Source organism: Porphyrobacter sp. CACIAM 03H1 (assembly GCF_002215495.1).
GTDB lineage: Bacteria > Pseudomonadota > Alphaproteobacteria > Sphingomonadales > Sphingomonadaceae > Erythrobacter.
In genome coordinates this window covers 2,551,256-2,574,927 of sequence record NZ_CP021378.1, presented here as the reverse complement: position 1 = coordinate 2,574,927, position 23,672 = coordinate 2,551,256, and the positions used below count along the sequence as shown (strand labels likewise).

Sequence of the window (23,672 nt, the reverse complement as noted above, 5' to 3'; positions counted from 1 at the left end):
GATCACATGTGGATCGGCTTGCCCGTCACCGCCATCGCCGCTTCCTTGAAGGCTTCGGCGTGGGTCGGGTGGGCGTGGCAGGTGTAGGCGATGTCTTCCGAGGTGGCGCCGAATTCCATCGCCTGCGCGGCCTGGGCGATCATCGTGCCTGCGAGGCTGTTGATCATCCACACGCCGAGGACGCGGTCGGTTTCGGCATCGGCGATCACCTTCACGAAGCCGTCGGTGTCGCGGTTGGCCTTGGCGCGGCTGTTGGCCATCATCGGGAACTTGCCGACCTTGACGGCGAGGCCCTTTTCCTTGGCCTGTTCCTCGGTGATGCCGACGCCCGCGATTTCCGGCGCGGTGTAGACGACGCTGGGGATCACATCGTGGTTCACGATCCCGGTCAGGCCCGCGATATTCTCGGCTACCGCGATGCCCTCGTCCTCGGCCTTGTGGGCGAGCATCGGACCCGGCACGACGTCGCCGATGGCCCAGATGCCTTCGACGGCGGTGCGGAAATCGTGGTCGATCTCGATCTGTCCGCGGTTGTTGACCGAAAGGCCCGCTTTCTCGAGCGCGAGGCCATCGGTGTTGGCGCGGCGGCCGATCGCCACCAGCACGTGACTGGCGGTGATGGTCTGCGCCTCGCCGCCCGCGGCCGGTTCGACGGTGAGGGTGACGGTCAGGCCGTCCACGCTCGCGCCGGTGACCTTCTGGCCGAGCATCATCGCCATGCCCTGCTTCTTGAAGATCTTGCCCGCTTCCTTGCGGACCTCGCCATCCATGCCGGGGAGCAGCTGGTCGAGGAATTCGATCACGGTGACCTTGGCGCCCAAGCGCCGCCACACCGAGCCGAGTTCCAGCCCGATCACGCCGCCGCCGATCACCACAAGGTGCTCGGGCACTTCATCAAGATCGAGCGCGCCGGTGGAATCCACGATGCGCTTGCCCGCGTTGTCGACCGGCACGCCGGGGAGCGGGGTGACGCTCGATCCGGTGGCGATCACGATGTCCTTGGCGGTGACCTTCTCGCCCGCGACGGTGACGGTGTGCGCGTCCTCGAATGCCGCGTGTCCCTTGAGCCATGTGACCTTGTTCTTCTTGAACAGGAACTCGATCCCGCCGGTCAGCTCGCCCACGGCCTTGGTCTTCTCGGCCATCATCTTGCCGAGGTCCAGGGTGGGCGTGGCGGTGATGCCCCAGGTCGCAAAGTGACCGCCCGCGGCTTCCTCGAACAGCTCCGAGCCGTGCAGCAGCGCCTTGGAAGGAATGCACCCGACGTTGAGGCAAGTGCCGCCCAGAGTGCCGCGGCTTTCGACGCAGGCGGTCTTGAGACCCAGCTGAGCGGCGCGGATCGCCGCGACATAGCCGCCGGGGCCTGCACCGATGATGAGGACGTCGTAGTCGTAGTTGTGGTCAGCCATGATGGGGATACCGTTCCTCTTGCTCCGCATGGAGTCTAGTTGTTCTTGCGCGCGGTGATTTCAACCGCGATCGCCTCGAGTGTCGAGGCCATTGTGCGTCCGTGCCTGCCCAGCCTCAGGTCCGAGCGCAGCACCCGTGCCGGGTTCCCGGCGACCAGCGAATGGGCAGGCACATCCCGCGTCACAACGGCACCGGCCGCAACGATGCACTGGTCGCCCACGTTCACCCCGGGCAGGAGGGTGGCGTTGGCCCCGACGAAGCAGCGCGCCCCGATGCGGGTATCGCGCAGATAGCCGCCGACGAAATCATGGGTCAGCACCCGCGCGCCGGGGGCGATGAGGGTCATGTCCCCGATATGGACCCCGCCGGGATTGGTGAAATCGAGATGCGCCTTGCCCGAGATGCGCACGTCGCTGCCGATATGCATCCCCCACACGCGGGCCAGCCACAAGGTCCGCAGGCGGGCCATTGCGACCTGCAAGGAGGTGCGCAGGGCAACGAGCATTCTCGGGCAGCCTCCCTTAGAGGTCGATCAGCATCCGGGTGGGATCCTCGATCGCTTCCTTGATGATCTTGAGCGCGGTCACCGCCTCGCGCCCGTCGATCAGGCGGTGGTCATACGAAAGCGCGAGATACATCATCGGACGGATCACGATCTCGCCGTTACGGACGACCGGGCGGTCCTCGATGCGGTGGAGGCCCAGCACGGCGCTCTGCGGCGGGTTGATGATCGGAGTCGACATCAACGATCCGAACACGCCGCCGTTCGAGATCGTGAAGGTCCCGCCGGTCATGTCCTCCATCGTCAGCGTGCCCGCCTTGGCGCGCGCGCCGAAATCGGCGATGTCCTGCTCGATCCGGGCAAAGCCCTTCTTGTCGGCGTCGCGGATCACGGGAACGACAAGGCCGTTCGGCGCACTAACGGCGACCGAGATGTCGACATAGTCGTGGTAGATGATCTCGTCGCCGTCGATATAGGCGTTGACCGCCGGCACGTCCTTCAGCGCGAGGCACGCGGCCTTGGCGAAGAAGCCCATGAAGCCTAGACGGATGTCGTGCTTCTTGGCGAACAGGTCCTTGTACTTGTCGCGCGCCTCGATGACCGCGCTCATGTCGCAGTCGTTGAAGGTCGTCAGCAGCGCGGCATTGTCCTGTGCAGCCTTGAGGCGCTTGGCGATCGTCTGACGCATGCGGGTCATCTTGACCCGCTCGGTGCCGCGCGCGCTGCCGGTCTGGGCGGGCGCGGGGGCAGGCGTCGGGGCCGGAGCGGGTGCCGGCGTGGCCGGGCCCTTGGCCTTGGCTTCGGCGGCGGCGAGCACATCTTCCTTGGTCAGGCGGCCATCCTTGCCGGTGCCCTTGATGGTCGAGGGATCGACACCGTGCTCGAGCACCGCGCGCCGCACCGCCGGCGACATCGTCTGGGCGGGGGTGAGCAATTCCTCGCTCGCAGCAGGGGCCGGGGCCGGGTCGGCCTTGGCGGCAGCAGCGGCGGGGGCGGGTGCAGGCGCAGGCGCGCTCGCGCCGTCCTCGATGATCGCGATCACCGCGCCGACTTCGACGGTGTCGCCGACCGCGACCACGTGCTGGCTCATCACGCCCGCGACCGGCGAGGGCACATCGACCGCGACCTTGTCGGTCTCGAGACTGGCGATCGGTTCATCAACCGCGACCGCTTCGCCGGGCTGCTTGAGCCATTCGGCAATCGTGCCTTCGGTGACGGATTCGCCGAGGACGGGGACTTTGATTTCGGTGGCCATCTCAATGCGTTCCTAAACTTTCGTTCCGTTCGGTTCGAGCGAAGTCGAGAACCATTCGTGCGGGGTGTCTCGACTTCGCTCGACACGAACGGGTGATGGTGTTTGCAGCTACAGCCCCAGTGCGGCGGCGACGAGCGCCTCCTGCTGGGCCTTGTGGCGGCTGGCGAGACCGGTCGCGGGCGATGCGGCGGCATCGCGCCCCGCATAGGTCGGGCGCATGCCGGCGTGACCGGCGGCGGTCAGCGCATCCTCGATCCGCTCGTTCACGAAGAACCACGCGCCGTTGTTGCGCGGCTCCTCCTGGCACCACACGACCTCCTGGAGGTTGGTCATGCGGGACAGGCGCAGCGCCAGCGGATCGCCGGGGAAGGGGAAGAGCTGCTCGATGCGCACGATCGAGATGTCGTCGATCCCTGCCGCATCGCGCGCCTCGGTCAGGTCGTAGGCGACCTTGCCCGAACACAGCACGAGGCGGCGGATCTTGTCGTCCGCGATCTCCTTCGTGTCCGACATGATCCGGCGGAACTGCTTCTCGCCGAGGAAGTCGGACTTGGCGCTCTTGGCCATCGGGTGGCGCAGTAGCGACTTGGGGCTCATGATGATGAGCGGCTTGCGGAAGCTGCGGAGCATCTGGCGGCGCAGCACGTGGAAATAGTTCGCCGGCGTGGTGATGTTGCACACGCACATATTGTCGTCGGCGCACAGCTGGAGGAAGCGCTCCAGACGCGCGGAGGAGTGCTCCGGCCCCTGGCCTTCATAGCCGTGCGGCAGCAGCATCACGAGCCCGTTGGCGCGCAGCCACTTGCTCTCGCCGCTGGCGACGAACTGGTCGATCATGATCTGCGCGCCGTTGGCGAAGTCGCCGAACTGGCCTTCCCACAGCACGAGGCTCTTGGGGTCGGCCATCGCGAAGCCGTATTCGAAGCCGAGAACGCCATATTCGGAGAGCGTGCTGTCATGCACCTCGAACTTGCCGTGGGGCAGGGTCGAGAGCGGCACGTATTTGCGCTCCGACTTCTGGTCGATCCACACCGCATGGCGCTGGCTGAAGGTGCCGCGCCCGGAATCCTGCCCGGACAGGCGCACCCCGTAGCCTTCCATCACGAGGCTGCCGAAGGCGAGTGCCTCGGCGGTCGCCCAGTCGAAGCCCTCTCCGGCGGCGAACATCTCGCGCTTGGCGGCGAGCACGCGGTCGAGGGTCTTATGGATTTCCAGATCGGCGGGGACTTCGGTGAGCACCCGGCCGAGCGCATCGAGCGTCTTGGGCTCGATCGCCGTTTCGACCGAGCGGCGCGCGGTTTCCGGGTCGGCGGGCTTGTTGAGCCCGGCCCAGCGGCCGCCGAACCAGTCGGCCTCGTTGGCCTTGTAGCTCTTGCCGGCCTCGAACTCCTCCTCGAGCAGGGCGACGAAATCGGCGGCCATCGTCTCGCGGGTGCCGGCCTCGACCACGCCCTCACGCACCAGCCGCGCCTCGTAGGAGACAGAGACCTTGGGGTGGCTGCGGATCTTGTCGTACATCAGCGGCTGGGTGAACTTGGGCTCGTCGCCCTCGTTGTGGCCGAAGCGGCGGTAGCACCACATGTCGATCACCACGTCGCGGTGGAAGGTCTGACGGTATTCGACCGCGAGCTTGCACGCGAAGGTCACGGCTTCCGGATCGTCGCCGTTGACGTGGAGGATCGGGGCCATCACGCCCTTTGCCACATCGCTCGGATAGGGCGAGGAACGCGCGAACTTCGGCGAGGTGGTGAAGCCGATCTGGTTGTTGATGATGAAGTGGATGCAGCCGCCGGTGTCGTAGCCGGGGACGCCCGAGAGCGAGAGGCTCTCCCACACCACGCCCTGACCCGCGAAGGCCGCATCGCCGTGGATCAGCACGGGGAGGACCTGGTCCTTCTTCTTGAGGTCGTCGCGGATCGCCTGCTGCGCGCGCGCCTTGCCGAGCACCACCGGGTTCACCGCCTCGAGGTGCGAGGGGTTGGGCACGAGGCTCATGTGCACGCTGATGCCGTCGAACTCGCGGTCCGTCGAGGTTCCGAGGTGATACTTCACGTCGCCCGAACCGCCCACGTCATCGGGGTTGGCCGAACCGCCCGAGAATTCGTGGAAGATCACGCGGTAGGGCTTGGCCATGACGTTGGCGAGCACGTTGAGGCGGCCGCGGTGCGCCATGCCGTAGATGATCTCGCGCACGCCCGCGCTGCCGCCGTGCTTGATCACGGCTTCCAGCGCCGGGATCATCGACTCGCCGCCATCAAGGCCGAAGCGCTTGGTGCCGACATATTTCTTGGCGAGGAATTCCTCGTACTGCTCGCCGCGCAGGACCGCGGCGAGGATCGCCTTCTTGCCCTCGGGGGTGAACTGGATTGTCTCGCCGGGCTTCTCGAACTTGTCCTGGAGGAAGCGGCGTTCCTCGGTATCGGCGATGTGCATGTATTCCAGGCCGACCTTGCCGCAGTAGACTTCGCGCAGCCGCTGGTGGAGCTTGCCGACCGTGGTCCATTCCATGCCGAGCACGCCGCCGACATAGACGTCCTCGTTCTCCTTGCCCGCAAGGCCGTGCCATTCGAGCGTGAGGTCCGCCGGGCCCTCGCGGTTCGAGAGGCCGAGCGGATCGAGGTCGGCCGCCATGTGCCCGCGCACGCGGTAGAGGCGAACGAGCGTCATCGCCGCGATCGAGAGCGCGGCGGCCTTTTCGACCGCCTTCGGGTCGGCAGGCTTGCCCGCATCCTTCGCCGCCTTCTGCACGGCGAGGCGCATCTCGGTCGGGTCCATCGCCGCGACGAGGTCGGCGCCGCTGTCCGCGAGCGTGTCGAGCCAGCCGCGCTTCGCCCAGGAGGGGCCGGGCTGCGGGCCTTCCTGATCGGTGAAGGCGGGGATGAAGTTCTGCGGTTCGTTGCCCATCGTGGGACTCCCGGGGAGGAGGAAGGATGGCCCCTCGCTAGAACGCGAGGGGCCGGTAGTCGTTAACTCAGGCGTTTTCTTTCAGCATCGCGGCCAGCGTTTCGCCGAGCAGCGAAGGCGAGGGCGAGACGCGGATGCCCGCGTCTTCCATCGCCGCGATCTTGTCCTCGGCGCCGCCCTGGCCGCCCGAGACGATCGCGCCCGCGTGGCCCATGCGGCGGCCCGGAGGGGCGGTGCGCCCGGCGATGAAGCCGACCATCGGCTTCTTGCGGCCCTTGGCGGCCTCGGCCTTGATGAAGGCGGCGGCTTCTTCTTCCGCCGAGCCGCCGATTTCACCGATCATGATGATGGACTCGGTTTCGGAGTCGTCGAGGAACAGGTCGAGCACGTCGATGAAGTTCGTGCCGTTGACCGGATCGCCGCCGATGCCGACCGCGGTGGTCTGACCGAGGCCCGCCATCGTGGTCTGATGCACGGCTTCATAAGTGAGCGTGCCCGAGCGCGAGACGATGCCGACCGAGCCCTTCTTGAAGATGTTGGCCGGCATGATGCCGATCTTGCACTCGTTCGGGGTCAGCACGCCGGGGCAGTTGGGGCCGATGAGGCGCGACTTCGAGCCCGCGAGCGCGCGCTTGGCGCGGACCATGTCGAGCACCGGGATGCCCTCGGTGATGCAGATGATCAGCTCGATCTCGGCATCGATCGCTTCGCAGATCGCGTCGGCGGCGAACGGCGGGGGCACGTAGATGCACGAAGCGGTCGCGCCGGTCGCGGCCTTGGCTTCGCGCACGGTGTCGAACTGCGGCAGGCCGATATGGGTGGTGCCGCCCTTGCCCGGGGTCACGCCCGCGACCATCTGCGTCCCGTAATCGAGCGCGGCCTGGGTGTGGAAGGTGCCGGTGTTGCCGGTCATGCCTTGGGTGATGACCTTGGTGTCTTTGTTTACGAGGATGGACATTGGGTTTTTCCTTGTTCGTCATGCCGGCGGAAGCTGGCACCTAGAGCCCCTAGGCCCCGGCTTTCGCTGGGGTGACGGAGTTGAGAATTAGGCGAGCGAGCTATCCAGCGCCTTGCACGCCTCGAGCAGTTCCTTTACCGCGTCGACGCTTACCTGGAGGTTGGCCTTTTCCTCGTCGGTAAGGTTGATCTCGATCACCTCTTCCGCGCCGTTCGCGCCGATCACCACCGGCACGCCGACATAGAGCCCGTCGACGCCGTACTTGCCGTCAACCTGCACCGCGCAGGGCAGGATGCGCTTCTGGTCGTAGAGATAGGCTTCGGCCATCGCGATCGCGCTGGTGGCCGGCGCGTAGAAGGCCGAGCCGGTCTTGAGCAGTGCGACGATCTCGCCGCCGCCCGAGCGGGTGCGCTGGACGATCTCGCCGAGGCGCGCTTCGGAAATGCCCTTGATCTTGGCCATGTCCGCGACCGGGATGCCGTTGATGGTCGAGTAGGACAGCACCGGCACCATGGTGTCGCCATGGCCGCCGAGCACGAAGGCGTTCACGTCCTTCACCGAAACGCCGAATTCCCACGCGAGGAAGGTCGCGAACCGCGCCGAGTCCAGCACGCCGGCCATGCCGACGACCTTGTTGTGGGGGAGGCCCGAGAACTCGCGCAGCGCCCAGACCATCGCGTCGAGCGGGTTGGTGATGCAGATCACGAAGGCATCGGGGCAGTTGTCGCGGATGCCTTCGCCGACCGCCTTCATCACCTTGAGGTTGATGCCGAGGAGGTCATCCCGGCTCATCCCGGGCTTGCGCGCGACGCCCGCGGTGACGATCACCACGTCGGCGCCGGCGATGTCGGCATAGTCGTTCGAGCCGGTGATCGAGGCGTCGAAGCCCTCCACGGGGCCGCACTGGCTGAGGTCGAGCGCCTTGCCCTGCGGCACGCCTTCGACCACGTCGAACAGGACGATGTCGCCAAGGCCCTTCAGCGCAGCGAGGTGAGCGAGCGTGCCGCCGATATTGCCGGCGCCGACGAGGGCGATCTTCTTGCGGGCCATTGTTCGGACTTCCTTCCCTGATCCTTCGGGACGAAGCGATGAAGCGCGCGTGAACAAGCGAGGCGCCGGTGCCAACCCTCGTCCCAAGCGGCTGGGCACCCGTTACATGAGGCGCGGTAGGCCGCTCGAAATGCGATTGCAACCGGCAAAAGCGCGGATGCGGCAACTATCTTTGCAAACAGTTCGCAATTGCATTAATGGATCAGGTTGACGCACAGACGGACCGCCCTGTGGTGCAGGACCTTAGGGAAGCGGGACTTGGCAGGTGTGGTCAGGCGGGTTCGAGCACCCGCTCGGCCCGCGCGGCGAGGCGGCGGTCGAACATCCGGGTCACGGCCAGCCAGTGATCGCGGGCATCGGCATCGTCGCGCTGCGAGGCTTCGGCGGCGAGTTCCGCTGCGGCTTCGGCCGATGCAAGGCCGTGGACGGCGAAATGCTTCAGCGCATCGGTCAGCAGGGGATCGAAGCGCACTGCCGTCGGCTCGGCAGGGCCGCCCGCGCGCGGATTGTCGTTGACCGCCCGCGCCAGGGCCGGGGCCACCAGCCCGCGCCCTGCAGCACGCCATCCGAGACGGCGGGCCGGATGATTGGCGGAGGCGAAGCGGACGGACATGGTGTGGCGGTTCCCGTGTTCTTGGCCGGCTTCGGTATCCGGCGTTGCAGGCCGCCTAGCCCGGGTGCCGCTAAGGCTTGGTGTGGCAACAGGGTTGCCGGGACCTTAACCCTGTTCCGCGCGGCGGTGCTACTGGGCAGGAACGGGCGCGGGAGCAGGGGCCGGGGCCGCGCCCGGCTGCGCTTTCCACTGTCCGGATCGGGCATATTCGGCCTTCACCGCGCCTGTCCCGGCATAGGCGGGTGCGGGTGCGTCGGCGGCGGGATCGGCCGGAGCCTTAACGCCCGCCGCCCGCGCGGCCTGCCGCGCCGCGGGCACGGGACCGAGATCATAGGCGATCACCGGACGGCCCGGCACGGCATCGGAAGCCACAGGCACGATCGTCGCGGCGGCCGGCGCTGTGCGACCGCTCACCACCGGCTCGAGCCCGGCATAGCCTCCGGTGAAGGCTGCCGCCTGCCCGCTCGTCCCGCGGTTGCGGTAGAAGCGGTGCGCCCCGATCGTGCCGATATGGTCGAGCGTGCCGGCCCAGTAAGGATTGACCCAGAGCGTGTGGTAATGGGTCGCAAGGCCGACCGGGGCATAGACGCTCCCCGACAGCGCCTCGGCCGCGATGCGCTGCGCCCGCGCCCAGCTCACGCCCGAAGGGCGCCGCGCGAGGCTGCCGTCGCAGGTGAAGGTGAACTGGCAGCCGGTGCTGCGCTCCGACCCCTGGTAGACCACCCCGCACACGCTCGAAGGCCACGAGGGGTGGGCGACACGGTTGAGCACCACCTGTGCCACGGCCCGCTGCCCAGCCTCGCTCTCGCTCGCGGCCTCGTACCAGACGGCCTGCGCAAGGCATTCCTGCGCGCGCATGTGGGTGATGCCGGTGCCGGGGGAGTAGAAGGGCTTGGCCGCAGCGCCGACATCGATCAGCGCACCGAGCTCGCGCGCGCCCTCGGCGGCGCCGTGGGCCAGGGGGTCGGCATCGGGCAGCGCGACCAGCGCCGTGCCGGCGGGATCGGCCATGTAGTAGAAGGCCGAGCCCGGGAAGCTCATGCCAGGGCGCTCGAAGGGCAGGGCTGCCTCGGCGGCCTTGCGGGTGGCAACCGCGGCGGTGCTTTCCACCGCCGGACCCGGGAGCGTGCCGACCCCGCCTGTTGCCGCCATCGCGGGCACGGCGATCGCCGCGACCAGCACCGCAAGACGCTTGCGCCACGGCCCCACCGGCAGGCTCCAGCGGCGGCGGGAGGCCGGAGCCCTGAAGGCGAAGGGGGTGTGCGCTGTGCCCATGATCGGACCCCGCCTTACGCGCGCGCCGGGGGCGGGGCGAGGGCAGGGCGGCCCCGCGTCCCGATTCGGGACGGCGCGCTGCGGGTTCTTAACCCGTTGCCTGCACGCCCGCGCCCGCCTATCGCCTTGGCCGCAAGGGATATGGCGCGGGATCGCATCACGACAGGCTGGCGGGGCAGGGGGCGCGGGGCGCTGCTTGCGCTGCTGTGCCTTGCGGCCTGCGCCGGCCCTCCGCCCACGCGTCCGGAGGATCCCGCGCACCCGACCATCGTCAGCCTCAACCCCTGTCTCGACGCGATCCTCGTGGAGATCGCGGGGCCGGAGCAGGTGCTGGCGCTGTCGCACTACAGCCGCGATCCCGGCTCCAGCTCCATCCCGCGAAGCATCGCCGCGCGTTATGGCGCGACGGGCGGCACGGCCGAGGAGGTGATCGCCCGCCAGCCGGATCTGGTGCTCGCCTCGATCTTCCTGCCCCAGCCGACGCGGCAGGCGCTGGAGCGCGCGGGACTGCGGGTGGCGACCTTCGGCAGCCCCACCTCGATCGCCGAGAGCGCCGCTCAGGTGCGCGAGGTGGCCGCGCTCGCCGGACGCGTGCGCGAGGGCGAGGCGCTCGCCGCGCGCATCGCCGCGCCGCCTCCCGCAGCCGATACGCCCCTCGACGCGCTGCTGTGGCAGCCGGGGGAGATCGTCGCGGGCGAGGCGACGCTGATCGCCGAGCTGCTGCGCGAGGAGGGCTTCGTCAGCCACGCTGCCGCGCGCGGGCTGCGCCAGGCTGACCGGGTGAGCCTCGAGGCCGTGCTCGCCGATCCGCCGCAGGTGCTGCTGGTGGCGGGCGAGGCGGAGGGCCAGCGCCACCCGCTGCTCGCGCAGGGCGTGCCCGGAATGCAGGTCGCAGCCTTCGATCCCTCGCTGATCTGGTGCGGCGGGCCGACCATTCCGCGCGCCCGCGCCCGGCTGCGGGCGATCCGCGCGGCGGTGGAGCGCGGGGCATGAACCGGGCGAGCCTCGTCTTTGCCGGCCTTCTCGCGGTGCTGCTGCCGCTGTCGCTGCTGGCCGGCCGCGTGTGGATCGATCCCTTTGCGCCCGCGCTTCCCGCCAATGCCGGCCTGATCCTCGCCGAACTGCGCGCGCCCCGCGCGATGCTGGCGGTGGTGATCGGCGCGGGGCTGGGCGCGGCGGGCGCGGCGATGCAAGGCTATCTCAGGAACCCGCTCGCAGACCCGGGCCTCTTCGGCATAGCCCCGATGGCGGCGCTGGGCGCGGTGGCGAGTTTCTGGCTGGTCCCCGTCCTGCCGCCGCACCTTGCCGCCTGGAGCCTGCCGGCGCTCGCGCTGGCGGGGGCGGGCGGCGGCATGGCGCTGCTGGCGCTTATCGCCGGGCGCACCGCCTCCGACGCGGCGGGCGGCGCAGGCGGCGGGATCGCGCTCTTCACGCTCGCCGGCCTGATGCTGGCGAGCCTCGCCGGCGCGCTCACCGCACTTGCGATCACGCTGGCGCCCAATCCCTTCGCCCTGTCCGAGATCGTCATGTGGCTCAACGGCGCGCTCACCGACCGGTCGTGGCGCGAGGTTGCCATCGCCGCGCCGCTCACGCTCGCCGGGATCGGCGTGCTGGCGCTGGCGGCGCGCAGCCTCGATGCCCTGACGCTCGGGGAGGAAGCGGCGCGCTCGCTCGGGGTCGATCCGGCGCGGCTCCTGCTGCTGCTGGTCGCGGGCGTCGGAATGACAGTGGGCGCGGGCGTGGCGGTGGCGGGGATCATCGGCTTCGTCGGCCTCGTCGTGCCCCATCTGGTCCGCCCGCTGACCGACCGCCTGCCCTCCAGCCTGATCCTGCCGAGCGCGCTCGCCGGGGCCTGCCTCGTGCTTGCCGCGGACAGCATCGTGCGGATTCTGCCGCTGGTCACCGAGCTGCGGCTGGGCATCGCCCTGTCGCTGATCGGCGCGCCCTTCTTCGGCTGGCTGCTGCTGCGGATGCGACGGGGGCGCCTGTGACGCTGGCAGCCGAGAACCTTTCCCTGATGCGCGGCGGGCGGACTGTGGTGGAGGGCCTGACCGCCGCGCTCTCGTCCGGCCGGATCACCGCGATCACCGGCCCCAACGGTGCGGGCAAGTCCTCGCTGCTGCTCGGGCTTGCGGGGCTGCTGGCCTCCTCCGCCGGGGCGGTGACGCTGGAGGGGAGCGCGCTCGCCACCCTTCCGGCGCGCGAGCGGGCGAAGGCGATCGGCTATCTGCCGCAGACCCCCGATATCGCCTGGGACGTGGCGGTCGAGAACCTCGTCGCCCTCGGCCGCCTGCCGTGGCGGGACCGGGGCACCGGGGCTGTGGAAGCGGCGCTGGCGGCGCTCGATCTGGCGGACCTGCGCCACCGCCCTGCGAGCCGGCTGTCAGGCGGCGAGCGCGCGCGGGCGCTGCTGGCGCGGGTGCTGGCGGGGAGCCCGCGCTGGATTCTCGCCGACGAGCCCCTCGCCGCGCTCGATCTCGCGCACCAGCTCGCTCTCGTCGCCCATCTGAGGGCCTGTGCGGCGGCAGGGCAGGGGGTGGTGCTGGTGCTCCACGATCTCGCGCTGGCGATGAACCATGCCGATCACGTGCTGGTGCTGAAGGAAGGCCGCCTGATCGCCGAGGGCCCGCCCGCCGAGGCGCTCAATCCCGACGTGATCCGCAAGGGGTGGGGCGTGCAGGCGCGGTGGCTGGGCGAGCCGGGCGCGATGGCCCTGTCGAGCGCGCTGCCGGGAGCGGAGTGAGGCGCCTTGCCGAACATGCGGCGGGGAGCCCTTCCCAAAGCCCGCCCGCCAAGTTCCGCCCCCATCCGCAGGCCCCGTCCGACCGGCCAGGTTGCGACCCTGAAAGGACCCGGCCGGAGCTCCGCAGAGAGGCCCTCCTTGTGGCCGAAGGGGGCCGGACTGGCGACTACAGATTTTCTATAGGGCGGTGAAAATGGCGGAATTGCTTGGGTTTCGGCAATTGCGGATCGCCATCGGCGCGGCCCCGTTGTCCTGAAACGCGCCGCACACTGCCAGGTCGGTGACGCGAAAAGCCCGCCGGCGTCCGGGGTTCGATCGTTCGATCTCCGCCCCCGGCCGGGCACCATTCCCCGCCTCGCCCGTTGCACTCCCGCGCCTTCGTCTCCATCTGGGGATGACCGGCGCGCCGCCTTGCCGCGCGCCCTTGACCCACGCGAACATTTCCGGAACAAACCTCCTCCATGAGCCTCACAACGATCAGCGTGCGCGGTGCGCGCGAACATAATCTCAAGGGTATCGACATCGATCTGCCGCGCGATGCGCTGATCGTCGTCACCGGGCTGTCGGGGAGCGGCAAGTCGAGCCTCGCCTTCGACACGATCTATGCCGAGGGGCAGCGGCGCTATGTCGAAAGCCTTTCGGCCTATGCGCGCCAGTTCCTAGAGATGATGCAGAAGCCCGATGTCGAGCATATCGACGGGCTCTCGCCGGCGATCTCGATCGAGCAGAAGACGACAAGCCGCAACCCGCGCTCGACCGTGGCGACCGTTACCGAGATCTACGACTACATGCGCCTGCTGTGGGCGCGGGTGGGCACGCCCTATTCGCCTGCCACCGGCGAGCCGATCTCCGCCCAGACCGTCAGCCAGATGGTCGACCGGGTGATGGCCCTGCCCGAGGGCACGCGCGCCTATCTGCTCGCCCCCGTGGTGCGCGGGAGGAAGGGCGAATACCGCAAGGAAATCGCCGAATGGCAGCGCGCGGGCTTCACCCGCGTGCGGATCGACGGGGAGATCTACCCGATCGAGGAGGCGCCTGCGCTCGACAAGAAGTTCAAGCACGACATCGAGGTGGTGGTCGATCGCATCGCGGTGCGCGAAGGCATCGAGACGCGGCTCGCCGACAGCTTCGAACAGGCGCTGAAGCTTGCCGAAGGCCTGGCCTATGTCGACCTCGCCGACGGGGTGGTGCCCGGGCGCGAGAACGAGGGGCAGGGCGGGGGTGCCATGAAGGGGGCGGGCCTGCCGCCCAACCGCATCGTCTTCTCCGAGAAATTCGCCTGCCCGGTGAGCGGCTTCACCATCGAGGAGATCGAGCCGCGCCTCTTCTCCTTCAACGCCCCGCAAGGCGCGTGTCCGGCGTGCGACGGGATCGGTGAGAAGATGCTGTTCGATCCGCAGCTGGTGGTGCCCAACGAGGCGCTGACCCTCAAGCAGGGCGCGGTGGTGCCCTGGGCCAAGTCCAACCCGCCTTCGCCCTATTACATGCAGGTGCTCGCCAGCCTCGCCAAGGCCTACGGCTTCGACCTCACCACGCCGTGGAAGGACCTCGCGCCCGAGCAGAAGCTCATCATCCTCCACGGCACGGGCGGGATGCCGGTGCCGCTGACCTTCAAGGACGGTCGCCGCGAATACACCGTTCACAAGCCCTTCGAGGGCGTGATCGGCAACCTCAATCGCCGCATGATGCAGACCGAGAGCGCCTGGATGCAGGAGGAGCTGTCGAAGTACCAGACCGCGCAGCCCTGCGAGACCTGTGGCGGCAAGCGGCTCAACGAGAAGGCGCTATCGGTGAAGATCCCCGGCGCCGACGGGCCGACCGACATTGCCACGCCGGTGCAGATGAGCGTGGCGGACGCCAAAGCATGGTTCCTCGGCCTCGATCAATACCTGACCCCGCAGCAGAGCCAGATCGCCCGCGCGATCCTCAAGGAGATCAACGAGCGGCTGGGCTTCCTCGACAACGTGGGGCTCGACTACCTCAACCTCGACCGCACAAGCGGTACGCTCTCCGGGGGCGAGAGCCAGCGCATCCGCTTGGCCAGCCAGATCGGCAGCGGCCTCTCCGGCGTGCTCTACGTGCTCGACGAGCCCTCCATCGGCCTCCACCAGCGCGACAACGACCGGCTGCTGGAAACCCTCAAGCGCCTGCGCGACCTCGGCAACACCGTGATCGTCGTCGAGCATGACGAGGACGCGATCCGCGCCGCCGACCATATCGTCGACCTCGGCCCCGGTGCCGGGGTGCACGGCGGGCAAGTGGTGGCCGAGGGCACCCTCAAGCAGATCCTCAAGGCCAAGGGCTCGCTCACCGCCGACTACCTCACCGGCAAGCGCAAGATCGACGTCCCGGCCAAGCGCCGCAAGGGCAACGGGCACCACATCGAGGTCAAGAACGCCCGCGCCAACAATCTCAAGGGCGTCACCGCGAAGATCCCGCTCGGCACCTTCACCTGCATCACCGGCGTCAGCGGCTCGGGCAAGTCCTCGCTCACCATCGACACCCTCCAGGCCGGCGCCGCCCGCGTCCTCAACGGCGCACGGGTCATCGCCGGGGCGCATGACGAGATCACCGGCCTCCACCACTGCGACAAGGTCATCGAGATCGACCAGTCCCCCATCGGCCGCACCCCGCGCTCCAACCCCGCCACCTACACCGGCGCCTTCACCCAGATCCGCGACTGGTTCGCCGGCCTCCCCGAGAGCCTCGCGCGCGGCTACAAGCCCGGCCGCTTCTCCTTCAACGTCAAGGGCGGCCGCTGCGAGAAGTGCCAGGGCGACGGCCTCATCAAGATCGAGATGCACTTCCTCCCCGACGTCTACGTCACCTGCGAGGAATGCCACGGCAAGCGCTACAACCGCGAGACGCTCGAGGTGAAGTTCAAGGGCCACTCGATCGCCGACGTGCTCGACATGACGATCGAGGACGCCGAGGAATTCTTCAAGGCCGTCCCCCCGATCCGCGAGAAGATGCGGATGCTGAACGAGGTCGGCCTCGGCTACGTCAAGGTCGGCCAGCAGGCGACGACGCTATCCGGCGGCGAGGCCCAGCGCGTGAAACTCGCCAAGGAACTCGCCCGCCGCTCCACCGGCCAGACCCTCTACATCCTCGACGAGCCGACCACCGGCCTCCACTTCGAGGACGTCCGAAAATTGCTGGAAGTGCTGCACCGGCTGGTGGAGCAGGGCAATTCGGTGGTGGTGATCGAGCACAACCTCGACGTGATCAAGACCGCCGACTGGATCATCGACCTCGGCCCCGAGGGCGGCGTGCGAGGGGGGGAGATCGTGGCGGTGGGGACGCCGGAGGCGGTTGCCGAGGAACCCCGGTCGTTCACGGGAGCCTACCTCAAGCCGCTGCTTGAACGGCGCTGATGCAGGGCGAGGGTAGCCGGCAACCGAGCCTGTCCTGAGCTTGTCGAAGGATGGTGAAGGTGGAGCGGAGCTTTACGGGGCGGTATCTCAAGCCGCTGCTCCAACAGTAGGCAAGCATAACCAGTCCTGAACTTGCCTAGCACCGCTAGAGATCGTCACCTACAGCTTCATCACCGACATGCAATCCTCCTGGATTGTCGAAGTTAGCTTGCTGATGGAGATGGATGTTCACTCGGACGGCGGCGGCCATGGCAGGAGCCTTTATTCGTACAGCCTCTTCTTCGGCAGTTGCAACAACCATGTACTCGCCCCAAATTCCCAGCTTTCCGTCCCATGCTGGGTCTGTGATGACACGCTGAGCGACCTCAACGTAAGTTTCATCATCTTCACTTCTCCAGCAAACCCAGTCGGTTGACCTAGCGGTATCTATGCGCGGAACATGCTTCATTGGTATCGGGTCAGTCGGTGGTCTCGTACTGCCCCAATCTCCATAATAGAGCGCATCGAAGTTGACTTGACGTCGTACCTCAAAATACAGCTGTCTTTCAATAGCTGGTATCGTAAATCGTTCTCCGAGTCCTTTGAAGTCATCAGGAAAACTGCTACCTGCGATGACAATTTCAAATTTATCGGAAGTATTCACAAGTCTTTGAGCGAACTGAGATGCAAGAGCCGCAGAGACAAGTAAGTCTCGACCCCAGCCGCAGTCGATGATAAAGACTGCGTTGTCAATATCGTTTTCGGCCAATTTTCGCGCTATTTCGAGGAGTGAGCCCGGCTCCCCGACCTTAGCTCGAACAAAGACACCGCGATCGATATGGAGAATATGTTCAATCTGTTTCTCTATTTCCAAGTCCGCATCGTTGATGCCTCGAAAGACGGGCACTCGATTTGGTCCTGATGCGACCAAGTCGTAGTAATTTTTATATCCCTCGGCTTTTTCAAACAGCTGCAAGAACTGTGTAGCGGCTGTTTTCGACGGGTCAGGATTTAAGTTGAGCTTGAACTCATCGAGATCAAGTCCGTAGAGCCGGTTGCCTACGGCTTCTTCGACGACCTCAACTGCGCGATCTAGTTCTTTGGAGTTTAGCCAAGGGCGCAACTTGAAAACGGGCACCATCAAGTTTTTGCTGCTTTCGGGTAGCTCACGCATCGCGCGAATCTCAGCAAGTCGCGTGTACAATAAAGGTACGTATTCTCGACCCTTGAGCATCTACCCTCCAAGCTTAATCCTCATCGCCGGTTCAGAGACGCGTAAGTCCTTTGCCATGAGGTGAGTCATTTCCTCGAATGAGTGGCCTGAGTATTTTCTCCGCAGCATGTCAACCGCAGCCTCCGGCATAACGATTTTTGATGCAAGCTTATTTGCTTCGATCTCGTGCCTGCTGCTCAGGTTAGAGCGGTACATCGTGTCGTCAATGACGCCATTTCTGATCAGCTCTCGATGAAGCAGAAAATGAGAGATCTCATGGGCTAGCGTGAACCGTTGGCGTTCGACGCTTTCGTGGCGATTGATTTTAATCCGAAATCCACTCGGCGCACTATGCGAAGGCTCAATGAGGCCAGATATACCAGGGCGCAGCGGCGATTTGAAAACTTCCAAGCCAAGCTCGCTGGCAAGGGCGCCGAGTTTAACTGGCACCTCAGAAAGATGCCGCTGAAGTATCGATCGCTGAGTGTCCGTAATCATATTTGATTCTCATCAAATTTGCTTAGGTTTTCGATTTCTTTCTCCGCCTCTAATAACCGACGAGTTTTTTCCTTGTGATCCTCAATGAGGTCACGGATGGCTTCATAACGCTCCGTGGGTTTAACAAAGTTGTTTAAATACTCTTCAACTTTAATTTGTACATTATTTTCAAATCTCTGCCAATTTATATAGGCTAAAAGGCCAATTACTGCTGCAAGTGCAGCTAGAATGACCCCAAGTGCTGTCAAGATTACAGCGACTAGGTCTGTGTACTTCATGTTGGTCGAAACCACGAAGGACACATTCGGTTCGCTTGCTGCGATGATCCCAACAGCCACGCCCAATCCCACCAGTGTGAGGCGGCGGCAGAATTTGATGTATCCTTCCATCTCACTCCTTAGGAACATAGGGAGAACATGTCAAGTCAGCGCTGCTTTTCCTCTCAATGATTCATGCCTTAGACCCGAAAACAGCATTTTCCTACACCCCCAGACCCCCTCTACCCTCCCGCGCAGGCGTCGGCCCTGCGCAAGCGAACCTCCCACCCCACGCGCTCGTCCCGCCAGCCCCTCGGCGCGCCGTGCATAACGCGCAGGCCGGGGCTCGGGCAGGCAGGGCGGAGGAGAGGTTGCGGGGGGCGGGCGCTGTTTTGCTCAGCCGCTCGCCAGGAGCCCCGCGCCCATGATCCGAACCTTTGCGCTTTCCCACACCCCGCTCGCGCCCGTCGATCCATCGCAAAAACTCCCCGTCGGGCCGACCGATTGGCGCGATCCCGGGGGGCAGGGCTTCGTCGCGGAGTGGCTCTCCCATGTCGAAGCGGGCCGCATCGGGCAGGCCGCGCCGGTCAACGAGGAGGCGCGCGCCATCGTGCTCGCGAACGAGCGGCTGATCTGCGGGGACGGGCGGCTGCCCATCTGGTGAGCGGCATTTTGCCCCGCAGCCGTGGACCTTGCGGCCAAAGCTCTGACATCATGGAACATCGCGCGCCCGCGCCCCCCTCGCGGCGGCGCTTTTGCGCGCGGGTATCGCGATGTCGTGTGCAGGTCGTCGCGCGGTCGTTGCGCGGTCGTCAGGGGGTGGTCGGTGCCTGCGGGGCGGTGCGGCGGCGTTCCCAGGCGGTGATGGCGGCGAAACTCGCCGCGCCGCTCGCCAGCATCCACAGGAAGGCGCCGGGCATCCCGAACCCGTAGTCGAGCACCCCCAGCACCGCCGCCTGCACGAGGATCGCCCCCGCCGCCGCCCGCGCGCTGGTCGACCATCGGGCGAGGCCGACGATGATCGGCACCGCCAGCACCGCCGCGATCGCCCCGGCGTCGAGCACGAGGTTGCGCAGGGACTCCCCCTGCAGCGCCAGCCCCGCCGCGAGCGCCGCCGCAGCCACGGTCGCGGTCCGCGCCGCGCGCAGAAGCTGGAGGGGAGAAGCGTTCGGATTCAGGCGCTTGTAGCCGTTTTCGGTGATCACCGCCGAGACCGCGAGCAGGGCGGAATCGACCGAGGAGAGGATCGCGGAAACCAGCGCGCCGGTGAAGATGATCATCAGCCAGCCGGGGAACAGCGCGCCCGCAAGGCTCGGCAGATAGGCCTCGTCCGCCCCCAGCGGGAGGCCGAGCTGCGGGCCGAACAGGCCGAAGCTCACCGGGATCAGCCCCACGGTGAGATAGATCGCCGCCCCCAGCAGCGCGCCCCGCCGCGCCACCTCGGGCGAGCGGGCCCCGAGCGTGCGGGCGAGCGCCTCCTGGCTGACCATGGTGCCGGCGATGGGAATGAGCCACAGTTCAAGGCGTTCCACCCAGGTCTCGCCCGGCGCGGTGAAGCTCCACACGGTGGCGGGGGCTGCGGCCCACATGGCGGCAAGGCCTCCCGAGGCATCCACCATCAGGGCGAACAGGATCAGGATCGCGACAATGATGATCGCGCCCTGCACGATGTCGGTGACGACGTCGCCGGCCAGGCCGCCGAACAGGGTGTAGGTCATCACCAGCAAGGTCGCGCCGATCAGCGAGGTGGCGAAGTCGAGCCCCGATGCGCCCGCGATGATTGTCGCGAAAGCAAAGAGTTGCGCCGCCGACCAAGTGGTGGCCGAAAGCGCGATCACCCCTGCGGCGAGGCGCTCGGTCTGGCCGCCGAAGCGCTCGCGCAGGAAGTCGGCGATGGTGATGAAGCCCCCGCTCCTGAGGCGATGGGCGAAGAAAAGGGCGATGGCGAGGATGCCGATGGCATAGGCGAAGGGCTCGGCCCGCGCCCCCGCGAGCCCGTCGCGCGCCACCTCGCCCGAGGTCGCGATCAGGCTTTCGGAGGCGAACCATGTGGCGAACAGGCTCATACCCACGGCGAAGGGGCCGAGCGAGCGGCCGGCGACGAGATAGTCGGCATCGGACTTCGCCCCGCGCCCTGCCCACAGCGCAAGCGAGACCTGGGCGGCGACATAGGCGAGGATCAGCGCAAGCGTGAGCGTGATGGCGAAAACCCCCCGGCAAGCTGCCGCATCCCCGGCGGCGCAAGCCCCTCTTGCGGCGCGGATCGGACAGCAGGACGACGTTCCTAGCCGCGCCGTGCCGCCAGACAAGAGGCGCGTTCCGCGCTATCGTCAGGCGGATGCATCCGCCGGCGCGCCGAGGGCGTAGATCCGAGCGGACGGGGCAGCGCGAAGGAGCGCCCGATGAGACTGTTCACCAAACGAAATGCCCTGCCGCTGGTCGCTGTCGCCCTTGCGCTGGCCGCAGGCACGCAGGCGGGCGAGATCACGTCCGGCCTCCAGATCGAGCCCGGCCAGACCTTCGAGCTCGGCGGCGGGCAGCCCGGCGCATTCGAGGTGACCGGGCGCAATTCGGGCAAGGTCGCGGTGGTGGTGCTCGGAAAGCTGCCCGGTGCGCAGCCGGTGGAGCGGGGGACGGTGGCGCCCGGCGGCCTGGTCGAGGCCCGCTTCGCGCCCGGGGAGCAGGCGCTGCTGCGCAACACCTCGAACCGCGTGACGGCGCGCATGAAGCTGAAGATCACCGGCGATACGGCGGCGCTGGAAATGACCTATTCCGAAAACCCCTGAACGGGATCAGTCGGCGACGAGGGCGAGTTCCACCGTCGCATGGCCGCGCGCGACGAGCCCGAGTTCCTCGGCGGCGGCGCGGCTCACGTCGATCATGCGGCCGCGGGTGAAGGGCCCACGGTCGTTGATCCGCACCACCACGCTGCGGCCATTGGCCGGGTTGGTTACGCGCACGAGGCTGCCGAAGGGCAGGGTGCGGTGCGCGGCGGTCATGTCGGTATTGTCGAAGCGTTCACCGTTGGCGGTGCGCTGGCCGTGGAACCTGGCGGCGTAGTAGGACGCGCTGCCGCGCCCGATCACGGTGTCCTGCGGCGCGGAGGGCGCGCGCTCTTCGATTGCGGGGGCGGGGGCGGTCACTTCGGCGCTGGGCTGGACCGGCACGAGCTCGATCACGGCGGCGCTGGTCGCGGCATCGACCCGCGGGGCGGCCGCGTCGGGGGCGGCTGCCGAGGATGCGGCGAGCGGCATGAGGCCGAGCAGGCCAGCGACAGCGAGAGCCTGAAGGCTCTTCGCGGTCAGGCTGCGGGCGCTGCGGCCATCGAAATGCGTTCCCGTTCGCATGGCGGCGCCGATACAGCGGGCCCGTAGCGAAAGGCAAACCAGGTTAGGCTTTCATCGCTGCGACGCTTCGAGTCGGGCCCGAGTCGCACCGGAGATGCGACGAACCGTTGGAACGGCTGGCCGTCCATTGCATGGGTTAGAAGCCTTCTGGGGCGGCGAATCGGCTTCAAGGCTCGCAAACGGGCAAGGGGAAAGTCCGGAATGCAAATGGGGCCGGCATCGCTGCCGACCCCACTCTCACCGGCGTGTGGATGACCCCGCTCGTGATGCCTCCGGCGAACCTTCGGCCTCATTTGCCTGGGGCCATGCTTGGCGCCCGATGTCTAGCCTCTCGCTGCCTGCGCCTTGCGGCCGGCCCTGCCAGAGATTTGTCACCGGCGCTCGCGCCGGCATCCGGCCCTGCTTCCGGCTGGCTTGGCGTTCCGCCTCGGACCGAAGTCCTCCGCTTTCCGCCGCCGCGCGCTTCCGCCTGGCCGAGACCGCGTCCCTTTACCGTCTGCAAGAACTGCGGCTTGGGGGCTCTCGCCGTTTCCGCTGCACTCGCCGTACGGCCAGGTTCTTGGCCTGTCCGGTGCCACCGCGTCGCTCCAACCCTTGAATTGAGCCGACTTGCCTTTGGCCGAAGCCTCCTGCATGCCGTCTCCAGATCGGCGCGTGGACAGATGTCACCGCCATCCTTGGGATAAAAACCTCCGGTTCTTCAGAGCCTTGCGGCCTTCCGGTCCGGTTGCTTCGTATCCCGAAGACAGGTTGAAAGTGCGCCTGAATCGGCGTTCTGGCAACATTTCCGCAGGCGAGTTTTCCACTTCGGGCCATCTGGCCTGTGGACACGAGTGGATAACTCAACGCTTCGTCGCATTTGTCGCGAAGCGGAGGGGAAAGCAGGAACGAAACTGCCTTCAAACTGTCACGATAAGGGCGCCGTGCCGCTGCGACGAGCGCCGCGACTCGGTTTTCCCCATTCGGGATCGCGGATCAGGCGTCGCGATTGCGGCGCGACAGGAGCCTCAGGCGCAGGCCGTTGAGCTTGATGAAGCCCTCGGCGTCCTTCTGGTCATACGCCCCGGCGTCGTCCTCGAAGGTCACGTGGGCTTCCGAATAGAGCGAATAGGGCGACTTGCGGCCCACCACGCTGGCCAGCCCCTTGTAGAGCTTCAGCCGCACCGTGCCCGTCACCTTGTCCTGGCTGTGGTCGATGGCGGCTTGCAGCATCTCGCGCTCGGGCGAGAACCAGAAGCCGTTGTAGATCAGCTCCGCATAGCGCGGCATCAGCTCGTCCTTGAGGTGCGCTGCGCCGCGATCGAGGGTGATCTGTTCGATCCCGCGATGCGCGCGGGCGTAGATCTCGCCGCCGGGGGTTTCGTACATCCCGCGGCTCTTCATGCCGACGAAGCGGTTCTCGACGAGATCGAGCCGGCCGATGCCGTGCTTGCGGCCGAGGTCGTTGAGCGCGGCGAGTAGGTTCGCGGGGCTCATCGCCTCGCCGTTCAGCGCCACGCCGTCACCCTTCTCGAAATCCACCGTGATGTATTCGGGCGTATCGGGCGCGTCCTCGGGATTGACCGTGCGCGAATAGACGTAGTCGGGGGTTTCCTCCCACGGGTCCTCCAGCACCTTGCCCTCGGACGAGGTGTGCAGGAGGTTGGCGTCGGTCGAGAAGGGGCTGTCGCCGCGCTTGTCCTTGGGCACCTGGATCTGGTGCGCCTCGGCCCAGGCGATCAGGGCAGTGCGGCTGGTCAGGTCCCACTCGCGCCACGGGGCGATCACCTTGATATTGGGATCGAGCGCATAGGCCGAGAGCTCGAAGCGCACCTGGTCGTTGCCTTTGCCGGTCGCGCCGTGGGCGATGAAGTCGGCGCCGGTGGCGTGGGCGATCTCGACGAGGCGCTTGGAGATCAGCGGCCGGGCGATCGAGGTGCCGAGCAGATAGTCGCCCTCGTAGCGGGCATTGGCGCGCATCATCGGGAAGACGAAATCGCGCACGAATTCCTCGCGCAGGTCCTCGATGAAGATGTGCTCGTCGGGGATGCCCATGGCGCGGGCCTTGGCGCGCGCGGGTTCGATCTCCTCGCCTTGCCCCAGATCGGCGGTGAAGGTGACGACCTCGAGGCCCCGTTCGACGCTCAGCCACTTGGCGATGACGCTGGTATCGAGACCGCCCGAATAGGCGAGGACGACTTTCTGGGGCTGGGCCATGGAGAGGGGTTCCTTGGGAGACTGACGCGCGCGCCCCTAACAGTGCGCGCGGGGCGGGGCAATCGGGCAATCGGCCAGCAGCTGCGGCGCCGAGCTAA

General features: G+C 67.1%; 20 protein-coding genes. 6 read left to right on the top strand and 14 right to left on the bottom strand.

Features of this window, described 5'->3' with window-relative positions:
* Positions 1-2: 2 nt before the first annotated feature.
* The 8 genes from lpdA to CBR61_RS12255 form a co-directional block, all read right to left on the bottom strand.
* Positions 3-1,409, bottom strand: coding sequence for a dihydrolipoyl dehydrogenase (gene lpdA / locus CBR61_RS12290; protein ID WP_088914622.1), 1,407 nt, complete (start codon positions 1,407-1,409; stop codon positions 3-5).
* A 35-nt stretch (positions 1,410-1,444) separates the two neighbouring features.
* On the bottom strand, positions 1,445-1,915 hold the full coding sequence (locus tag CBR61_RS12285) for an acyltransferase (RefSeq protein WP_088914621.1): 471 nt from the start codon (positions 1,913-1,915) through the stop codon (positions 1,445-1,447).
* Between the two features lie 16 nt (positions 1,916-1,931).
* Complete coding sequence (odhB, locus tag CBR61_RS12280) at positions 1,932-3,167, bottom strand: 2-oxoglutarate dehydrogenase complex dihydrolipoyllysine-residue succinyltransferase (protein WP_088914620.1); 1,236 nt, start codon at positions 3,165-3,167, stop codon at positions 1,932-1,934.
* Between the two features lie 108 nt (positions 3,168-3,275).
* Positions 3,276-6,071, bottom strand: coding sequence for a 2-oxoglutarate dehydrogenase E1 component (locus tag CBR61_RS12275; RefSeq protein WP_088914619.1), 2,796 nt, complete (start codon positions 6,069-6,071; stop codon positions 3,276-3,278).
* Between the two features lie 67 nt (positions 6,072-6,138).
* Positions 6,139-7,029, bottom strand: coding sequence for a succinate--CoA ligase subunit alpha (gene sucD / locus CBR61_RS12270; RefSeq protein ID WP_088914618.1), 891 nt, complete (start codon positions 7,027-7,029; stop codon positions 6,139-6,141).
* Between the two features lie 87 nt (positions 7,030-7,116).
* Positions 7,117-8,079 (bottom strand): malate dehydrogenase, encoded by a 963-nt coding sequence (gene mdh / locus CBR61_RS12265; RefSeq protein ID WP_088914617.1) that lies wholly within the window; start codon positions 8,077-8,079, stop codon positions 7,117-7,119.
* 271 nt (positions 8,080-8,350) lie between these two features.
* Positions 8,351-8,692, bottom strand: a complete 342-nt coding sequence (locus CBR61_RS12260; RefSeq protein ID WP_088914616.1) for a hypothetical protein — start codon at positions 8,690-8,692, stop codon at positions 8,351-8,353.
* A gap of 129 nt (positions 8,693-8,821) precedes the next feature.
* Positions 8,822-9,967, bottom strand: coding sequence for a cell wall hydrolase (locus CBR61_RS12255; protein WP_233996726.1), 1,146 nt, complete (start codon positions 9,965-9,967; stop codon positions 8,822-8,824).
* Positions 9,968-10,108: 141 nt separating this feature from the next.
* Here CBR61_RS12255 and CBR61_RS12250 point away from each other — a divergent pair, with 141 nt between their 5' ends.
* From CBR61_RS12250 to uvrA, 4 genes are all read left to right on the top strand, one after another.
* A complete protein-coding gene (locus tag CBR61_RS12250; RefSeq protein ID WP_088914615.1) occupies positions 10,109-10,960 on the top strand; it encodes an ABC transporter substrate-binding protein in 852 nt (283 codons plus the stop codon).
* Entirely contained in the window at positions 10,957-11,958 is a 1,002-nt protein-coding gene (locus CBR61_RS12245; RefSeq protein ID WP_088915612.1) for a FecCD family ABC transporter permease, read from the top strand. Before CBR61_RS12250 ends, CBR61_RS12245 begins: the two co-directional genes overlap by 4 nt.
* Positions 11,955-12,710 (top strand): ABC transporter ATP-binding protein, encoded by a 756-nt coding sequence (locus CBR61_RS12240; RefSeq protein ID WP_088914614.1) that lies wholly within the window; start codon positions 11,955-11,957, stop codon positions 12,708-12,710. The genes CBR61_RS12245 and CBR61_RS12240 overlap by 4 nt, the downstream gene beginning before the upstream one ends.
* Positions 12,711-13,171: 461 nt before the next feature.
* A complete protein-coding gene (uvrA, locus tag CBR61_RS12235; protein ID WP_088914613.1) occupies positions 13,172-16,084 on the top strand; it encodes an excinuclease ABC subunit UvrA in 2,913 nt (970 codons plus the stop codon).
* A gap of 145 nt (positions 16,085-16,229) precedes the next feature.
* Here uvrA and CBR61_RS12230 read toward each other — a convergent pair whose 3' ends face one another.
* The 3 genes from CBR61_RS12230 to CBR61_RS16865 are packed head-to-tail and all read right to left on the bottom strand — an operon-like array spanning position 16,230 to position 18,163.
* Positions 16,230-17,297 carry a beta family protein gene (locus CBR61_RS12230; protein ID WP_088914612.1) on the bottom strand — a complete coding sequence of 356 codons (1,068 nt, stop codon included), beginning with the start codon at positions 17,295-17,297 and terminating at the stop codon, positions 16,230-16,232.
* A complete protein-coding gene (locus CBR61_RS12225; protein WP_088914611.1) occupies positions 17,298-17,774 on the bottom strand; it encodes an ImmA/IrrE family metallo-endopeptidase in 477 nt (158 codons plus the stop codon).
* Positions 17,771-18,163: a hypothetical protein gene (locus tag CBR61_RS16865; RefSeq protein ID WP_157696577.1), complete on the bottom strand. Its 393-nt coding sequence runs from the start codon at positions 18,161-18,163 to the stop codon at positions 17,771-17,773. Before CBR61_RS16865 ends, CBR61_RS12225 begins: the two co-directional genes overlap by 4 nt.
* Positions 18,164-18,455: 292 nt before the next feature.
* Between CBR61_RS16865 and CBR61_RS12220 the strand changes: the two genes are divergently transcribed.
* Positions 18,456-18,695, top strand: a complete 240-nt coding sequence (locus CBR61_RS12220; protein ID WP_088914610.1) for a hypothetical protein — start codon at positions 18,456-18,458, stop codon at positions 18,693-18,695.
* Between the two features lie 148 nt (positions 18,696-18,843).
* On the opposite strand, the gene CBR61_RS12215 is transcribed toward CBR61_RS12220, so the two are convergent.
* Positions 18,844-20,340 carry a sodium:solute symporter family transporter gene (locus CBR61_RS12215; RefSeq protein WP_088914609.1) on the bottom strand — a complete coding sequence of 499 codons (1,497 nt, stop codon included), beginning with the start codon at positions 20,338-20,340 and terminating at the stop codon, positions 18,844-18,846.
* Positions 20,341-20,433: 93 nt separating this feature from the next.
* On the opposite strand from CBR61_RS12215, the gene CBR61_RS12210 reads away from it, so the two are divergent.
* Positions 20,434-20,817: a hypothetical protein gene (locus CBR61_RS12210; protein ID WP_088914608.1), complete on the top strand. Its 384-nt coding sequence runs from the start codon at positions 20,434-20,436 to the stop codon at positions 20,815-20,817.
* Between the two features lie 6 nt (positions 20,818-20,823).
* Here CBR61_RS12210 and CBR61_RS12205 read toward each other — a convergent pair whose 3' ends face one another.
* Together CBR61_RS12205 and CBR61_RS12200 are read right to left on the bottom strand one after the other, a co-directional pair.
* Positions 20,824-21,378 (bottom strand): septal ring lytic transglycosylase RlpA family protein, encoded by a 555-nt coding sequence (locus tag CBR61_RS12205; protein WP_233996724.1) that lies wholly within the window; start codon positions 21,376-21,378, stop codon positions 20,824-20,826.
* Between the two features lie 975 nt (positions 21,379-22,353).
* On the bottom strand, positions 22,354-23,574 hold the full coding sequence (locus tag CBR61_RS12200; RefSeq protein ID WP_088914607.1) for an argininosuccinate synthase: 1,221 nt from the start codon (positions 23,572-23,574) through the stop codon (positions 22,354-22,356).
* Positions 23,575-23,672 lie beyond the last annotated feature (98 nt).

Excerpts from the sequence above, each read along its gene's own strand:
- CBR61_RS12285 (WP_088914621.1), bottom strand. The coding sequence starts at position 1,915 with ATGCTCGTTGCCCTGCGCACCTCCTTGCAGGTCGCAATGGCCCGCCTG.
- CBR61_RS12245 (WP_088915612.1), top strand. The coding sequence starts at position 10,957 with ATGAACCGGGCGAGCCTCGTCTTTGCCGGCCTTCTCGCGGTGCTGCTG.
- lpdA (WP_088914622.1), bottom strand. The coding sequence starts at position 1,409 with ATGGCTGACCACAACTACGACTACGACGTCCTCATCATCGGTGCAGGC.
- odhB (WP_088914620.1), bottom strand. The coding sequence starts at position 3,167 with ATGGCCACCGAAATCAAAGTCCCCGTCCTCGGCGAATCCGTCACCGAA.
- mdh (WP_088914617.1), bottom strand. The coding sequence starts at position 8,079 with ATGGCCCGCAAGAAGATCGCCCTCGTCGGCGCCGGCAATATCGGCGGC.
- CBR61_RS12210 (WP_088914608.1), top strand. The coding sequence starts at position 20,434 with ATGAGACTGTTCACCAAACGAAATGCCCTGCCGCTGGTCGCTGTCGCC.
- CBR61_RS16865 (WP_157696577.1), bottom strand. The coding sequence starts at position 18,163 with ATGGAAGGATACATCAAATTCTGCCGCCGCCTCACACTGGTGGGATTG.
- CBR61_RS12225 (WP_088914611.1), bottom strand. The coding sequence starts at position 17,774 with ATGATTACGGACACTCAGCGATCGATACTTCAGCGGCATCTTTCTGAG.
- CBR61_RS12200 (WP_088914607.1), bottom strand. The coding sequence starts at position 23,574 with ATGGCCCAGCCCCAGAAAGTCGTCCTCGCCTATTCGGGCGGTCTCGAT.
- uvrA (WP_088914613.1), top strand. The coding sequence starts at position 13,172 with ATGAGCCTCACAACGATCAGCGTGCGCGGTGCGCGCGAACATAATCTC.
- CBR61_RS12220 (WP_088914610.1), top strand. The coding sequence starts at position 18,456 with ATGATCCGAACCTTTGCGCTTTCCCACACCCCGCTCGCGCCCGTCGAT.
- sucD (WP_088914618.1), bottom strand. The coding sequence starts at position 7,029 with ATGTCCATCCTCGTAAACAAAGACACCAAGGTCATCACCCAAGGCATG.
- CBR61_RS12255 (WP_233996726.1), bottom strand. The coding sequence starts at position 9,967 with ATGGGCACAGCGCACACCCCCTTCGCCTTCAGGGCTCCGGCCTCCCGC.
- CBR61_RS12205 (WP_233996724.1), bottom strand. The coding sequence starts at position 21,378 with ATGCGAACGGGAACGCATTTCGATGGCCGCAGCGCCCGCAGCCTGACC.
- CBR61_RS12250 (WP_088914615.1), top strand. The coding sequence starts at position 10,109 with ATGGCGCGGGATCGCATCACGACAGGCTGGCGGGGCAGGGGGCGCGGG.
- CBR61_RS12275 (WP_088914619.1), bottom strand. The coding sequence starts at position 6,071 with ATGGGCAACGAACCGCAGAACTTCATCCCCGCCTTCACCGATCAGGAA.
- CBR61_RS12260 (WP_088914616.1), bottom strand. The coding sequence starts at position 8,692 with ATGTCCGTCCGCTTCGCCTCCGCCAATCATCCGGCCCGCCGTCTCGGA.
- CBR61_RS12230 (WP_088914612.1), bottom strand. The coding sequence starts at position 17,297 with ATGCTCAAGGGTCGAGAATACGTACCTTTATTGTACACGCGACTTGCT.